The organism is Streptomyces sp. NPDC002994 (assembly GCF_040611155.1).
In the GTDB taxonomy this organism is placed as follows: Bacteria; Actinomycetota; Actinomycetes; order Streptomycetales; family Streptomycetaceae; genus Streptomyces.
Window position 1 is genome coordinate 1 of the sequence record NZ_JBEXNQ010000010.1, and the last position, 14,368, is coordinate 14,368.

Here is a 14,368-nt window from a genome sequence, read left to right on the forward strand (position 1 = left end):
CTGGGTTTTGTACCTTATCTTCTCGGTGTTGTTGTCGTGTTTTTCTAACAGTTGTTCCCTTGTATCGCCCGTGTTTTGTTTCGTTTCGGGGTGGGTGGGGGGGGGGGGGGGGGGCCCCCCCCCCCCACCCCGGTCCTCAATCGCCGGACGGGCTTGATTTGGCTGGTCCAGGTGGTGACGGCTCGGGTTGGGCCGGGCTGCGGTCCGGGTTGTCCTCAAGCGCCGGACGGGCTTGAGCTGCTGCCGTCAGGTCCCTCTCCAGTACGGTCGCCAGCCTCGCGCCCGCGCCCCTCCTCGCCCGCGCCTGGTCCAGCCGCAGCACCGCCGAACGGCCCCGCAGCGTCAGTGTCATCAGCTGGTTTCCGAACCACGGGCCCGACGTCTTCCGCCAGCCGATCCGCGGCTCCCCGGCCCGCCCGTGCCGTGCCAGGAAGCGGCCGAGGCGCCGCCCCGTCCTGCTCCAGCCGAAGCGGAAACCGAGGCGTATCGAGGCGGGAATGCTGTTGTGGACCGGGGAGCAGGTCAGTTGCAGCACCCGCGCCGACGGGCCGCCCGCTCCGCGCCAGTCCGGTTCGGCGACGTACGCGTGATGCACATCGCCCGACAGCACGCACACCGTGGCCGGGGCCGCCGGTCCCGAACCCGCCTCCGCGATCAGATCCGTCAGCTGGTCGAAGGACGCCGGGAACGCCGCCCAGTGCTCCAGGTCGGAGCGTCTGCGCAGGTCCTCGGCGAAGCGCGCCCACCGGCCGCCCGGCCCGCCCCGCTCGCCCCGGCACAGCGCCGCGTTCCAGCCCTCCGCGTCATGGATGAGCGGCGGCAGGAGCCAGGGCAGCGAGGTCCCGATCAGCAGGTGGTCGTACGAGCCCGGGCCCTCCAGCGCCTGCTCGCGCAGCCACCGCGCCTCGGCGTCGTCGAGCATCGCGCGCCGGTCCTCCTCCAGGACGCGGGCCGCCCGCGTGTCGACCATGAGCAGCCGCACCCGCCCGAAGTCGCGCCGGTAGCTCCAGCGCACGCAGGCCGGGTCGGCGTCGGCCCGCGCTGTGAACTCCCGCAGGCGGTCCGTCCCGTCGGGCAGCGTCCGTACGGCCGCGTACAGCTCGTCGGCCGCGAGCTCGGACGGCGAGAGGTTGCCGAGGTGCTGGTAGACCCAGTACGACATCAGGCCGCTGAGGACCCGCTCCCGCCACCAAGGCGTGGCGCGCATCTCCGTCAGCCACGAAGCGCTGGTGTTCCAGTCGTCTATCACGTCGTGGTCGTCGAAGATCATGCAGCTGGGGACGGTGGAGAGCAGCCAGCGCACCTCCGGGTCCAGCCAGGACTCGTAGTACAGGCGCGTGTATTCCTCGTAGTCCGCGACCTCCGCGCCCGGCGGCTCGCGCAGGTCGCGCCGCGCGGCCAGCCAACTCCGCGTCGCCTTCGATATCTCGTCGGCGTACACCTGGTCGCCCAGCAGGAGCAGCACGTCGGGGCGTATCGCCGTCGGGTCGGCCGCGAGGCTCATGGCGAGCGTGTCCAGTGCGTCGGGGCCCACGGGGTCGTGCTCGCCCTCGGCCGGTGCGGCCCAGCGGCACGAGCCGAAGGAGACACGCACCTCCTCGCTGCCGACAGCGGGTGTACGGATGGTGCTCGGCGGGAAGCGGGATCCTTCCGGCGGCCACACCCGCTGCCCGTCGAGCAGCACTTCGTACGCCGTCTCCGAGCCGGGGCGCAGCCCGGTCACGGTGACCAGCGCGTAGTGGTGCCCGGCGATCTGGAACGTACGGGACGAACCGCCCGAATCGCCCCCCTCGCACCGCACTTCCGCCGTGCACGGCCGGTTCGTCTCGACCCACACGGTCGCGGTGTCACCGGCCTCGCGGTCGACGTACCGCAGTAGTGGTCCCAGGCGCAGCGCGGCCATAAGTCGTCCTCCTCTGTCGCCCCGTACGGTACGGAACGACAGGGGAGGGTGGCGAGGTTCCTGGTCAGCGGTTTCAGCAGTTGTTGAGCACGCCCTGGAGTGCGCTCTTCTCGGCCGAGTCCACGGTCAGGTTCCAGTGGTGCTTCACGTGCACCCACATCCGGGCGTACATGCAGCGGTAGGCGGTGCGCGGCGGGAGCCATTCCGCCGGGTCCAGGTCGCTCTTGGCCTGGTTGACGTTGTCGGTGACGGCGATGAGCTGCGGGCGCGTCAGGTCGTTGGCGAAGGACTGCCGCTGGGCGGTCGTCCAGCTGCTCGCGCCGGAGCGCCAGGCCTCGGCGAGCGCCACGACGTGGTCGATGTCGACGTCGGAGGCGGCGCTCCAGGTGGCGCCGTCGTACTCGGAGTACCAACTGCCGCTGACCGCCGCGCAGCCGGCGTCCTGCTGGACGTTCGTACCGTCGCGCTTGAGGACGACCTCGCGGGTGTTGCAGGTGCCCGACTGGGTGCTCCAGTGCGGGAACAGGTCGCGGCTGTATCCGGAGGACGAGCCTTCGGCCCGTTGGGTCAGCTGGCCGAGGTAGGTGCGGGCGGTGGCGGCGCTCACGGGGGTGGGCGGGGACGCCTGGGCGGTGGGGGCCGTGAGCAGGATGCTCGTGCCCGCGAGGGCGGCGGAAGCGGTGAGGACGGCTATTCGGCGGGCGGCGGGGCGGGCGGTTCGACGGGCGGTTCGACGGGCGGTTCGACGCGCGTAGACACCTGACATGCGAACTCCTCTGATGTGGGGGGCCTGACCGGATGCCCGTCGCCATCCCGGGCTCGGTCATGGTGGCGGCGCCAGATTGCCGGGGGATGGGCGCCAGGTAACAGCGTGACGACATGAGCACGTCACATCAAGGGTTCTGACATCCCGACACCGTTCCTCCACCGCCCTAGAGTTGAGCGGTGCCCGCCCCGCCAGCGAGGTCTCTCGCCGCCGAAGCCCAGGTCCTGCTGCCCGCCAACCTCACGCTCGGAGCTGTTCTCGCCGTGCTGCTCGCGGTCGCGGTGACCGTCGTCGCCTGCGCCCGCCTCTCCGGCGACGGGTCCCGCCGCCGGGGCCGCTCCGTCGCCGTCGCGGGCCTGCGGGCGGCCGTCCAGCTCGCCGCCGTGTCGCTCCTGATCGGCTGGGTCGTACGCTCCGGATGGCTGCTGCTCGCGTTCCTCGCCCTGATGTACGCCGTCGCCGTACGCACCGCGGGACGGCGCGTCACCCCCAACGCCACCTGGTGGTGGGCCGCCCTGCCGATCGGCGCGGGCGTCTTCCCCGTCGTCGCCGCACTCCTGCTCACCGGGCTCGTACCGGCCGTCGGCATCGCGCTCGTTCCCGTCACCGGCATCCTCATCGGCGGCGCGCTGACCGCGACGGTGCTGGGCGGCCGCCGGGCGCTCGACGAGCTCGCGACGCGGCACGGGGAGGTGGAGGCGGGCATGGCGCTCGGCCTCGTCGACCGCGACGCCAGGCTGGAGATCGCCCGCCGCGCCGCCTCCGACGCGTTGTTGCCCGGCCTCGACCAGACCAGGACGGTGGGCCTGGTCACACTCCCGGGCGCCTTCGTCGGCATGCTGCTCGGCGGCGCGTCACCGCTGCTCGCCGGGGTGGTGCAGCTGTTCGTACTGGTCGCGCTGCTCGCGGTGCAGGCGGTCGCGGTCGCGGCGGTGCTGGAACTGGTGGCGCGGGGGCGGCTGCACCGGGACGAGGGGGAGGAAGGGGTGGCTTCCCGGGACCAAGGACCCTGACCGGGTCCGGATCCGGTCGCGTACCCTGTACGGAGCAGAAGGGGAGTAGCTCTTCGCCGGACCGTCGACATACTGCTGAGCACGCCTCAGCCGGCGCCCGGAGGCGGACCCAGGGATCCCGTAGGACTCCAGCCCGCCAGCGAGACCTTCGGCCGCAGTGTTGTTGTTTTTTACGACGCTGCCGTGCCGAAGCGACCCCTGATTCACGCAGGTTTCTCTCGGTGCGGGCAGCCCGACCGATTGAGGAACCCAACCCCCATGATCAGTTTCACCATCATGGCGATCACCTTCGGCACCGTCTTCCTCGCCGAACTCCCCGACAAGACCGCCCTGGCCGGCCTCATGCTCGGCACCCGCTACCGCGCGTCGTACGTCTTCGCCGGCGTCGCCGCCGCCTTCGCCGTGCACGTGGCCCTCGCCATCGCGGCGGGCAGCGTACTGACCCTGCTGCCGCACCGGCTGGTGCAGGCCGTCGTCGGTGTCCTCTTCCTCGCGGGCGCGCTGGTGCTGCTCTTCAAGAAGGACGAGGGCGAGGAGGAGATCAAGGCCCCCGCCGACCAGTCCTTCTGGAAGGTCTCGGGCGCGGGCTTCATGCTCATCCTGGTCGCGGAGTTCGGCGACCTCACGCAGATCATGACGGCCACCCTCGCGGCCCGCTACGACAATCCGGTGTCCGTGGGCCTCGGCGCGGTGCTCGCCCTGTGGGCGGTCGCGGGCCTCGGCATCGTGGGCGGCCGGACGCTGATGAAGTACGTACCGCTGAGCCTGATCACGAAGGTGGCGGCGGCGCTGATGCTGGCGCTGGCGGCGTTCAGCCTGTACGAGGCGATTGCCGGCTGACCGCGCGACCTTCAGTACCTCTGGTGGCGGCGCTCTCTGTGCACCCCCTTGCGGATGCTGGTCGACTGGGTGGCGGGGACGGCAGTCAACCAGAGAGGGAATCCGCCATGGCGGTCATCGTTGTGCACGATCTTCCGGGAGCCACCCAGGCTCAGTACGAGCAGGTCACGAACACCATGACCGGTGGGCGCGGCATGGTGAAGACCAGCTCCGACTGGCCGGTACCCGGTTTGATCTCGCATGTCACCGGGCCTACTCCCACCGGGTGGATCGTGGTGGACGTCTGGGAATCCGCGCAGGCATGGCAGCAGTTCGCGGAGAAACTCATGCCGTTGACGCGTGAGGCCGGGCTTCCGGAGGTCGAGCCGAAGGTGTACGAAGCCGTCAACCTGGTGATCGCCTAGACCGGCCTCGTCGGCCCGAGCAGCGCGATGCGCACCCGCGCACGCTGCTCAGGCGGTGATGTGCAGCCGCACCGTGCCGTCGGGCAGGGCCTCGATCCGTACCTGCGTGAGGTCGTCCACGTGCACCGTCGGCGCGTGGACGGCCGCGCGGGGTCCCACGCCCACCACGCGCATCCCGGCCGCCTTGCCCGCCGTGATGCCCGCCTCCGAGTCCTCGAAGACGACGCAGTCCGCCGGGGCGTGGCCGAGTTCCGCCGCGCCCTTCAGGAAGCCCTCGGGGTCCGGCTTGCTCGCGCCGACCAGCTCGGCCGTGACGCGCGTGGTCGGCATCGGCAGCCCGGCGGCCGTCATGCGGGCCTGGGCCAGCGCCTCGTCGGCGGAGGTGACCAGGGCGTGCGGGAGGGCGGCGATCGCGGCCATGAAGGCCGGGGCGCCGGGGACAGGTACGACGCCGTCGACGTCAGCGGTCTCCTGGGCGAGGAGCTCGCGGTTGTCGGCGTAATTCCGCTCGACGGGGCGGTCCGGGAGGAGCACGGCCATGGTGGCGTACCCCTGGCGGCCGTGTACGACCTTGAGGGCGGCCTCCGGGTCCAGGCCGTGCGCGGCGGCCCAGCGACGCCAGACCCGCTCCACCACCGCGTCGGAATTGACGAGCGTGCCGTCCATGTCCAGCAGGAGCGCGTTGGCGTTCAGAACGGTGGTGGCTGCCGGCATCGGCGTACTCCAGAGCGCGGGAGAAAGAGAACAAGCGGCCCCGCCCGCCGGTCAGGGAAAACGGGCGGAGGCCACTTTGTTCCACCACGATACAAAACGAAACGGGGGAACGCCAGCCCGCCCCCTTCACGGCATCGGCAATGCCTCCGCGACGGCCGGCGGAGAGGGCTTGGGCCGACGCGGTTCGCGGACGCCGGAGGGCGGTGGTCCGCCGTCGGGACCGTTCCAGGTGCCGGCGGTACGGCGGCGGAGCAGCCGGAAGATCAGGAGTAAGGGCAGGAGTGGAAGAAGCGGCAGGGCCAGCAGCAGCCAGTTCTTGTTCATCCTTTGACATTCCGCCTCGGGTGGCGCGAACGCCATAGCCCGTCAGGACCCGTCAGGACCTGTCAGAGCCCGTCAGGGCCCGTCTGACGGCCGTCTCAGGGCTCCTGCGTCTGCGCCTCCAGCGCACGGCGGGTGTTGGGGCCGTAGGTGCCCTCGGGATCGCCCTGGATGTTGTACGACGACTGGTAGTCGCGCAGAGCCTGCTCCAGACGGTCGTTGAACCGGCCGTTGTCGGGGCCGTCGTAGAACTGCGCCTGCGCCAGCCTGTTCTGCAGTTCCACCACCTCGGGCCCCCGGTCGCCCCTGCTCAGCACCGGGCCGTCGGCGGCGGGCTGCTCGGGCGCCTGCTCCACCGCGTCCGCGGTGGCCTCCGCCGTGGGGGCTGCCGCCGCCGAGGCCGCCGTGGTCGGCTCCGACGAGCCGGGCAGGGCGGCCAAGGACGCGTCGGCCGACCGCGACGCCGAGGCGGACGCCACCGCGGATCCCGACGTGGAGGCGGATGCGGAAGGGGCCGGAGCGAACGACGCGGCGCCGGACTCGGTCGCGGACGCCTTCGATGCGGAAGCCTCGGGGGAGCCGCTCGGTGCCGGTGGGCCGGTCGCCAGGTCCGGCAGTGCGAACTCCTGCTCGTCGCTGCCCGAGAACAGCCCGCCGGCGAACGCCGCTGTGCCCACCACCGCGACGACGGCCGCACCCACCGCGAGCCACAGCGCCGGGCCCTTGCGCTGCTGCTCCCGGCGGCGTGCGACACGCCCCTGAGCGGAGCCCAGTGCGTAAACGGCGTCGCTTTCGCCCGCGTCGTCAGGGCTCCCGTACTGCGAGCCCTCCTGCCAACTGCCCGGCTCCGGCCCACTCCCGGGCGGCCCGCTGAGCACCCCCAGGGGCCTCGTCACCGCCACGCCGCCGTCCTGCTCCGGGTAGGGAGGGACCGCTCCCGCCTGCGACTCCGGCTGCCCGTGCAGCGTTACGTACGGACGTATCCGCAGCGGACTGAAATCCTCCGCCGTCGGCTCGCCGCCGCACCCGCACCCGGGTCTGCCGTCGTCGGACGCGGCACCCCGGTCCGTACCGCACTCGGGACATGTGTGTCCGTTCACCGTGGGTCCCCTCCCTCGAACTGCCAGCGATTATGCAGACCGGCCGACCCGATGCCCAGCGGGGTCCCCGGCCCGGCAGGCCTGGGGCAGGCCATTCGGCAGGCCATATCGCCCCACAACGATCAGGATGGAAGAGGTGTACGACTCCCAGGGGACCCGAGGAGTAGTCCATGGCCCAGCAACCGAGCGGCGCCCCCGCCGCGGCCCCGGCCGCCGGCCCCGGCACAGACACAGGCACCGGAGGAAGCCGGCGGACCGTTCTCGTAGCCATCGGAGCGCTGCTGCTCGGCATGCTGCTCGCCGCGCTCGACCAGACCATCGTCTCGACCGCCCTGCCGACGATCGTCAGCGAACTCGGCGGCATGGAACACCTGTCCTGGGTCGTCACGGCGTACATGCTCGCCGCGACCGCCGCCACGCCCCTGTGGGGCAAGCTCGGTGACCAGTACGGCCGCAAAAAGCTGTTCCAGGCCGCGATCGTCATCTTCCTGATCGGCTCCGCACTGTGCGGCGTCGCGCAGGACATGTCGCAGCTCATCGCCTTCCGCGGGGTCCAGGGACTGGGCGGCGGCGGCCTGATGGTGCTGTCCATGGCGATCGTCGGTGACCTCGTGCCGCCGCGCGAACGCGGAAAGTACCAGGGCCTGTTCGGGGCCGTCTTCGGCACGACGAGCGTCCTGGGACCCCTCCTCGGCGGGCTCTTCACCGAACACCTCAGCTGGCGCTGGGTCTTCTACATCAACCTACCCATCGGCGTCGTCGCCCTCCTCGTGATCGCCGCCGTACTGCACATCCCGGTCCGCGCCTCCCGCCACACCATCGACTACCTCGGCACCGCCCTGATCGCCTCGGTCGCCGTCTGTCTCGTCCTCGTCGCCTCCCTGGGCGGCACCACCTGGGCCTGGGGCTCGGCGCAGATCATCGGGCTCGCGGTTCTCGGCGCCGTACTGCTCGTCTGGTTCATCCGCGTCGAACGGCGAGCCGCCGAGCCGGTCCTGCCCTTGAAGCTCTTCAAGCTCAGGACGTTCACGCTCGTCGCGGTCATCAGCTTCATCGTCGGCTTCGCGATGTTCGGCGCGATGGTCTATCTGCCGACGTTCCTCCAGGTCGTCCAGGGCGTCACCCCCACCATGTCCGGCGTGCACATGCTGCCGATGGTGCTCGGCATGCTGCTCACCTCGACCGCGTCCGGCCAGATCGTCAGCCGCACGGGCCGCTGGAAGGTCTTCCCGATCGCCGGTACGGGCATCACCGCCCTGGGCCTGCTCCTCCTGCACCGGCTGACCGAGACCACCGGCGACTGGGAGATGAGCGCCTTCTTCTTCGTCTTCGGCGCCGGACTCGGCCTGGTCATGCAGGTGCTGGTGCTCGTCGCCCAGAACGCTGTGAGATACGAAGACCTCGGCGTCGCCACCTCCGGCGCGACCTTCTTCCGCTCCATCGGCGCGTCCTTCGGTGTCGCGATCTTCGGCACCATCTTCACCAACCGGCTGATCGACAAGCTCGACAACGCCCTGGCCGGCCAGCCGCTGCCACCCGGCATCGGCCCCGACCAAATCGCCGCCGACCCCCGTGACATCGCCCTGCTGCCGCCGGGGCTGCGTCCCCCGGTGCTGCACGCGTACTCGACATCCATCACCGACGTCTTCCTGTACGCCGTGCCGGTCGTCCTCGTCGCCTTCGTGGTCGCCTGGTTCCTGCGGGAGGACAAGCTGCGCAGGTCGGTGACGGCGCCCGACGCGGGCCAGACGCTGGCGTCCAACCCCGTCGAGCGTTCGTCGTACGACGAATGTGTCCGCGCCCTCTCGGTGCTCGCCACGCGTGAAGGGCGCCGCAGGATCTACGAACAGATCACCGCGAGGGCGGGCTACGACCTGCTGCCCGCGGCGAGCTGGCTGCTGCTGCGCATCAAACGCGCGGGCGCCGTCGAACCCGCCCTGCTCGCCGACGTCACTCCCGTTCCGCTGCGGGTCATCACGGACGCGTCCCGGCAGGTGGAGGAACGCGGGCTCGCCCGGCGCGAGGGCCTGCGACTGGTGCTGACCGAGAAGGGGACGGCGGTCGCGGCGCAGCTCGCCACAGCGCGCGAGGAGTCGCTGGCGGAGCTGCTCGGCGACTGGTGGGGCCCGGACCGGCCGACGGATCTGATCAAGTTGGTCCAGGAGTTGAGCGCCGAGCTCAGCGGCACCGACCAGGACCGCCCGTACACCCCGGGGCCCACGCCCGACCACCATCTGTGAAGGCCGTGGTCGTGCGAAACGCCGTGCGGCTCACAGCGACTTGGCGAACCAGTGCTCGGCGTACGGGCCCTGGTTGAACGCCGGGACCTCGACGTACCCATGCCTGGCGTACAACGCGCGTGCCTCCACCAGGTCGTTGCGGGTGTCCAGCCGGATGCGCTTGACCCCGAGCTCGCGCGCCGCCGTCTCGATCGCGGCCAGCAGCAGCCCGCCGCCGCCGCTGCCGCGGAAGGCGGGGCGTACGTACACCCGCGTCAGCTCGGCGGTGTCCGGATCGACCACGCGCAGCCCGGCGCAGGCGGCGGCCTTGCCTTCGTACCGGCCTACGACGAACTCGCCCGTGGGCGGCAGGAGGCGCTCGACGCCGTCGTCGGTGAGCCCCTCGTCGATCTCCCGCGTCGTCGCCGGGCGACCCCAGTAACGGCTGGCCACCTCGTCGTAGTAGTCGCGGCGCAGGGCCGTCGACTCGGGGGTGTCGTAGCGCTCGGGGGTCACGTTCCAGGTCATGGTCATGTCTGTACCGGTACGCCGGACCGTTTGGCCAGCGAATTAGTGGCTACCCGAAGCGCGACAAGCCGTTGCAGGACCAACAGCACCGGGAAGGCAGTCATGTCCACAGTCTGGATCATCGTTCTGATAGCGGTGGTCGTCATTCTCCTGGCCGCCGTGTTCCTCGTCGCCGGACCGGGCAGGCGCGGTGGCGGGCGCGGACTGAAGAGGCGGTTCGGTCCCGAGTACGACAGGGTCGTCGCCCACCACGACGGTGACACCAAAGCGGCTGAGCGCGAGCTCGACGAGCGCGTGAAGCGGCACGGGTCACTCGAACTGCGGCCGCTGACCCCCGAGACGCGCGCGCGGTACGTCGACGCCTGGGCAGCGATCCAGGAGCAGTTCGTCGACTCCCCGCAGCACGCCGTCGTCGAGGCGGACCGGCTGCTGGCGCGGCTCGCGGCCGACCGGGGCTTCCCGGCCGACCAGCAGTACGACGAGCAGGTCTCCGCGCTCTCCGTGCACCACGCGGACAAGGTGCAGGGCTACCGCAGGGTGCACCGCGCGGCGAACACCGACAGCAGTACGGAGCAGATGCGCGAGGCCATGCTCGACGCGCGTGAGCTCTTCGAGACGCTGGTCAGCGCCAAGCCGGCGGACAGCGGCAGGCACCGTCCGCAGCGCGCCGACGACCGCCACGGCCGTAGCCACGCCCCGTGGTCGCTGGGCCGGGGCCACCACCCGAAGGGGAGTGGCGCGTCATGACGTACGACGCCGATCCGGGCACCGGGGCGCGCACTCCCGCGACCACCCCCGCGACCCCTTCCGAGGCCCCGCTGATTCCGCAGGGTGAGCGCGACAAGCTGGCCCTGCGCCTCCAGCAGGCCGTCAACACCTTCGTGGACGGCCCCCGGCGCGCGGTCGAGGAGGCCGACAGCGTCTTCGAGGAAGCCGCCCGCTGCCTGACCGACGCCCTGGCCGACCGGAGCGGCTCGCTCCGCTCGACCTGGGCGGGCACGGACCGGGAGACCGAGGCCGAGACGGAGGAACTGCGGGTCGCCCTGCGCACGTACCGCGAGGCGACGGAGCGCCTGTTGCGGATGTGACGCGGGCCGGAGGGAAGCTGATCAGCCGTTCTTCGGAGCGGCCTGCTGGACCACCTCGAACGACCACAGTGTGGAGCCGGAGGCGGCGGGCTTGGGACGCTCGCCGCCTTCACCCGCGCCCGGACCCTGGTGAGCGGCCTTCATCGGCCCCTCCATCCACGCCTGGAACGACGCCTCGTCGGCCCACCGCGTGTAGACGAGGTACTGCTCGGTCCCCTCGACGGGCCGCAGCAGCTCGAACCACTCGAAGCCGTCGGAGTTCTCCACGGACCCGGCCCGCGCCGAGAACCGCTTCTCCAGCACCTCACGCTGCTCGGCCGGCACAGTCAGCACGTTGATCTTCACGATACTCATGCGCCCATCCTGCCGTACGCCGCCCGTAGTTCCCGGACTTGCGGTTGCCGGAGTCGCGCCCCCATGGCGGAACGGGGATCGTGGAAAGAAAGGCCCTTCGGGCAAAACCGGATGACAGTCAGGCGAATCGGGGGTTCCCTGCGTCTTCCGTACAGGTCAGTGCGAGGCTCTACGCACCGGGCACCGGTGCGGGGACAGGCGGGGAGGGTCGGGCGCGACGTGGCGAATGCGGAGCGGGGCGGACCGGGCGGCGCGGGCGGGGCGATCGGCGCCGGAAACAGGGTCGCGGCGGTGCGGATCGCCCTCTGGGGCGTCGTAGCCGCACTGGCCGGGCGGCAGATCACGATGCTGCTGCGTACGCCGCCGGGCGAGCGCCTCACCGACCTGGAGACCTGGATCGGCGACCAGGGCGTCCTGCACGTCACCGGCTCCCTCTACGACGCCGGCCGCTTCACCGGCACCCCCTTCGCAGGCCTCGTGCTGAAGCCGCTGGCCCGCTCGGCCGAGGAAAGCCTCGGCGTGGCCTGGACCTTCGGGACGCTGCTGCTCGTCGCCGTACTGGGCGTGGTCGTCGCCCGCGCGATGCCGGGGCCCGTCTCCCGGCGAACCGCGCTGCTCGGCGCGCCCGTAGCCATCAGCCTGCTGATGCTGTCGCTGCCTGTGCGCAATACGTTCCACCTCGGCCAGACCAGCATCATCCCCGTCCTCTTCGTTCTCCTCGGCTGCTTCCAGGCGCGCGGTGAACGCAGCTCCGGCGTCCTCATCGGCATCGCCGCGGCCCTTCAGCCCACCGTGCTGCTGTTCGCGCCCCTGCTGTGGCTGACGGGCCGAAGACGCGCCGCGCTCACCACCGGCGCCACGTTCGCCGCCTGCTCGGCCCTGGCGTGGGCCGCGCTGCCGCAGGACTCGTGGGCGTACTGGGTGCACCATGTGGCCGGCGCGGGGCTCGGCGCGCGCCCCGACAGCCTCGCCAACCAGTCGCTGCACGGCGCGCTGCTCCGGTTCGGCCTGGAGGGCCCGCTGGAGATCGCCCTCTTCCTGCTCCTGGCCGCGACCGTCGCCGTACTCGGGCTGCGGCGCGCCGTCCGCTACGCCCGGGACGGCCAGTTGCTTCTCGCCGTCGCCCTGACCGGCTGCGTCGCCGTCGCCGTGTCGCCGACGGCCTGGCAGCACCAGCTGCTGTGGGTGCTGCTCGCGGTGGTCGGCCGGGTCGGGAAGCGGTCGTCGGACCGCAGGGTGTGGCCCGCCGCCGTCGTCCTGGTGATGACGCTGCCCGGCACGATGCTGCTGCCGAACGTCGCGCCGCTCATCCCGGTCCGCGACAACGCCCTTCTGGTGGCGGCGCTCGCGGCGGCCTGCGCGGTGCCCTTCGTGTCGCGCACCTCGCCGTACTGGCTCCGGCCCCTCCCCACCGCCTACGCGAAACCGGCAGCGGGCCGCTGGAGACGGGTGCCGCTGCTGCCGTTCTGGCGCCGGGTCCTCACCCGCCCGAACCTGCTCCTCGAACTCCTGCTGATCCGCGCCGGCTACTCCGCGTACTCCGAGGTGCGCACCGCCGCGGCGGGCGGGCGCACCGCCGCCGAGGAAAACGCGCGGCAGATCGTCTCGGCGGAGCAGTTCCTGCACCTCGACATCGAGCGCCGGATCAACCACGCGGTGGCGGAACTCGACCCGCTGGAAGCCTTCTTCAACTTCTACTACTCGTCGTTCCACTTCTTCGTACCGCTGACGATCCTCGCTCTGCTGTACGTCCGCCGCCCCGCCGACTACCGCTGGGCCCGCAGCTCGCTCGGCTTCGCGACCGTGCTCGCGCTGGTGGGCTTCTGGCTCTATCCGCTGGCCCCGCCGCGCCTGATGCCCGGCCTCGGCTACATCGACACGGTCCACGGCGCGCAGGACCTCGCGAGCCCCGAGTACGGCGCGCTGACGGCGCTGACGAACCAGTACGCGGCGATGCCCTCACTCCACTTCGGCTGGTCGCTGTGGTGCGGCCTGGTGGTCGTCCTGATCGCGCCGAAGCTGTGGATGAAGCTGCTCGGCCTGCTCCACCCCTTCTTCACCGTCTGCGCGATCGTCGCCACCGCGAACCACTGGGTGCTGGACGCGGTCGGCGGGGCGGCGGTGGTCGCGGCGGGCCTCGGTCTGACGTACGTCCTGGCCGGCCCGCGCAAGCTCCTTCAGCCCGCGTCGGCCACCGACCAGCCCGCGTCGGCCGCCGAACGCGAACCGTCGCTCCCCAGAGCCGATATGTGCGAGGGCGGCGAAATGCCGGCGGGCAGTGCCGGATCAGGCTCCGGTACGCCGAAGTAGGTGCCCATCGGCACGACCCCGGCCCACAGCCCCCGCTCCCCGTCGGGCCCGTCGCCGTCCTCGGGCGGCCCGGACGCCACCTTCACCGAGGCCTCGTCGAGCGGCAGCGCGAGCAGTGAAGTGGCCGCCAGTTCCTTGGCGTTGGGGCGGCGGGCGTAGTCCCACTGGCCGGGCGCGCAGTGTTCGGTGACGACGCGCAGGCCGTGCAGGAGTGCGTCGGGGTCGGTGCGCCGCGTGATGAGCCGCGGTACGCCGAAGACCATGGCGCTGCGGTAGTTGACGCCGTGCTCGAAGACGGAGCGGGCGAGAACCAGCCCCTCGACGTGGGTGACGGTGACGCTGATGGTGGTGTCGTGCCCCGGGCTGAGACTGCGGCTGGCGACGGACCCGTGGACGTACAGCGTGCGGGTCTCGAAGTCGACGCCGTACACGGTCGGGACGGCCATGGGCGCTCCCTCGACGACGACCGCGAGGTGGCAGATGAACCCGGCCCGCAGGACGGCGTCGAGTTCGTCGCGTCCGGTACGCCCCTGCTCGCGCAGCCGGCGGTGCCGCGTCCGCTCGGTGACAGTCAGCTGCTGATTCTGTTCCGTAGAGGCCATTTCTCCACCGATTCAGTCGGGTAGGTATGTCCACTCGACTATTTCAGTCGGCCAGGCAAAACGGAATGATCTCCGCAGATGCTGGAGGCAATGACCGGGGGCGGCCCCTGTCGCATCACGTTCCGTGGTTACCATGGCCAAGGCCCAGCGGAACATCACCGTCGTCAACTCTCCCCGGTCCGCCACCACATGTGGCTCTGCTGCCG

At 71.4% G+C, this 14,368-nt stretch carries 14 protein-coding genes and 1 pseudogene; 7 read left to right on the forward strand and 8 right to left on the reverse strand.

Features of this window, described 5'->3' with window-relative positions:
- Window positions 1-136 precede the first annotated feature (136 nt).
- Window positions 137-1,903 (reverse strand): alkaline phosphatase D family protein, encoded by a 1,767-nt coding sequence (locus tag ABZX79_RS15280; protein WP_355256504.1) that lies wholly within the window; start codon window positions 1,901-1,903, stop codon window positions 137-139.
- Window positions 1,904-1,976: 73 nt separating this feature from the next.
- The gene (locus ABZX79_RS15285) at window positions 1,977-2,669 is read right to left on the reverse strand and encodes an HNH endonuclease family protein (protein WP_355256507.1); all 693 of its coding nucleotides are present in this window, start codon (window positions 2,667-2,669) and stop codon (window positions 1,977-1,979) included.
- A 179-nt stretch (window positions 2,670-2,848) separates the two neighbouring features.
- Here ABZX79_RS15285 and ABZX79_RS15290 point away from each other — a divergent pair, with 179 nt between their 5' ends.
- The 3 genes from ABZX79_RS15290 to ABZX79_RS15300 all read left to right on the forward strand — a co-directional run bounded on the left by ABZX79_RS15290 (window position 2,849) and on the right by ABZX79_RS15300 (window position 4,926).
- Window positions 2,849-3,682 carry an ABC transporter permease gene (locus tag ABZX79_RS15290; RefSeq protein ID WP_355256510.1) on the forward strand — a complete coding sequence of 278 codons (834 nt, stop codon included), beginning with the start codon at window positions 2,849-2,851 and terminating at the stop codon, window positions 3,680-3,682.
- 258 nt (window positions 3,683-3,940) lie between these two features.
- A complete protein-coding gene (locus tag ABZX79_RS15295; RefSeq protein WP_355256512.1) occupies window positions 3,941-4,522 on the forward strand; it encodes a TMEM165/GDT1 family protein in 582 nt (193 codons plus the stop codon).
- Between the two features lie 107 nt (window positions 4,523-4,629).
- A complete protein-coding gene (locus tag ABZX79_RS15300) occupies window positions 4,630-4,926 on the forward strand; it encodes a hypothetical protein (protein WP_355256515.1) in 297 nt (98 codons plus the stop codon).
- A gap of 48 nt (window positions 4,927-4,974) precedes the next feature.
- Here ABZX79_RS15300 and ABZX79_RS15305 read toward each other — a convergent pair whose 3' ends face one another.
- The 3 genes from ABZX79_RS15305 to ABZX79_RS15315 form a co-directional block, all read right to left on the reverse strand.
- A complete protein-coding gene (locus ABZX79_RS15305; protein ID WP_355256518.1) occupies window positions 4,975-5,640 on the reverse strand; it encodes an HAD-IA family hydrolase in 666 nt (221 codons plus the stop codon).
- A gap of 126 nt (window positions 5,641-5,766) precedes the next feature.
- Window positions 5,767-5,964 carry a hypothetical protein gene (locus ABZX79_RS15310; protein ID WP_214968781.1) on the reverse strand — a complete coding sequence of 66 codons (198 nt, stop codon included), beginning with the start codon at window positions 5,962-5,964 and terminating at the stop codon, window positions 5,767-5,769.
- A 95-nt stretch (window positions 5,965-6,059) separates the two neighbouring features.
- Window positions 6,060-7,061 (reverse strand): peptidoglycan-binding domain-containing protein, encoded by a 1,002-nt coding sequence (locus ABZX79_RS15315; RefSeq protein ID WP_355256521.1) that lies wholly within the window; start codon window positions 7,059-7,061, stop codon window positions 6,060-6,062.
- A 170-nt stretch (window positions 7,062-7,231) separates the two neighbouring features.
- On the opposite strand from ABZX79_RS15315, the gene ABZX79_RS15320 reads away from it, so the two are divergent.
- Window positions 7,232-9,301 (forward strand): MDR family MFS transporter, encoded by a 2,070-nt coding sequence (locus ABZX79_RS15320; RefSeq protein ID WP_355256524.1) that lies wholly within the window; start codon window positions 7,232-7,234, stop codon window positions 9,299-9,301.
- A 30-nt stretch (window positions 9,302-9,331) separates the two neighbouring features.
- Here ABZX79_RS15320 and ABZX79_RS15325 read toward each other — a convergent pair whose 3' ends face one another.
- Window positions 9,332-9,808, reverse strand: coding sequence for a GNAT family N-acetyltransferase (locus ABZX79_RS15325; RefSeq protein WP_355256527.1), 477 nt, complete (start codon window positions 9,806-9,808; stop codon window positions 9,332-9,334).
- 102 nt (window positions 9,809-9,910) lie between these two features.
- Here ABZX79_RS15325 and ABZX79_RS15330 point away from each other — a divergent pair, with 102 nt between their 5' ends.
- Both ABZX79_RS15330 and ABZX79_RS15335 read left to right on the forward strand, forming a co-directional pair.
- Window positions 9,911-10,555, forward strand: coding sequence for a hypothetical protein (locus ABZX79_RS15330; protein ID WP_355256530.1), 645 nt, complete (start codon window positions 9,911-9,913; stop codon window positions 10,553-10,555).
- Window positions 10,552-10,896: a hypothetical protein gene (locus ABZX79_RS15335; RefSeq protein WP_355256533.1), complete on the forward strand. Its 345-nt coding sequence runs from the start codon at window positions 10,552-10,554 to the stop codon at window positions 10,894-10,896. The genes ABZX79_RS15330 and ABZX79_RS15335 overlap by 4 nt, the downstream gene beginning before the upstream one ends.
- A 21-nt stretch (window positions 10,897-10,917) precedes the next feature.
- Here the strand turns inward: ABZX79_RS15335 and ABZX79_RS15340 are convergent, their stop codons facing one another.
- A complete protein-coding gene (locus ABZX79_RS15340) occupies window positions 10,918-11,250 on the reverse strand; it encodes an antibiotic biosynthesis monooxygenase (RefSeq protein ID WP_215135694.1) in 333 nt (110 codons plus the stop codon).
- Between the two features lie 345 nt (window positions 11,251-11,595).
- Here ABZX79_RS15340 and ABZX79_RS15345 point away from each other — a divergent pair, with 345 nt between their 5' ends.
- Window positions 11,596-13,560 (forward strand): bifunctional glycosyltransferase 87/phosphatase PAP2 family protein, encoded by a 1,965-nt coding sequence (locus ABZX79_RS15345; protein WP_355257075.1) that lies wholly within the window; start codon window positions 11,596-11,598, stop codon window positions 13,558-13,560.
- On the opposite strand, the pseudogene ABZX79_RS15350 reads toward ABZX79_RS15345, so the two are convergent.
- Window positions 13,491-14,162, reverse strand: a pseudogene (locus ABZX79_RS15350) (pyridoxamine 5'-phosphate oxidase family protein); the annotation flags it as partial. The gene ABZX79_RS15345 and the pseudogene ABZX79_RS15350 sit on opposite strands and share 70 nt — an antisense overlap.
- Between the last annotated feature and the right edge of the window lie 206 nt (window positions 14,163-14,368).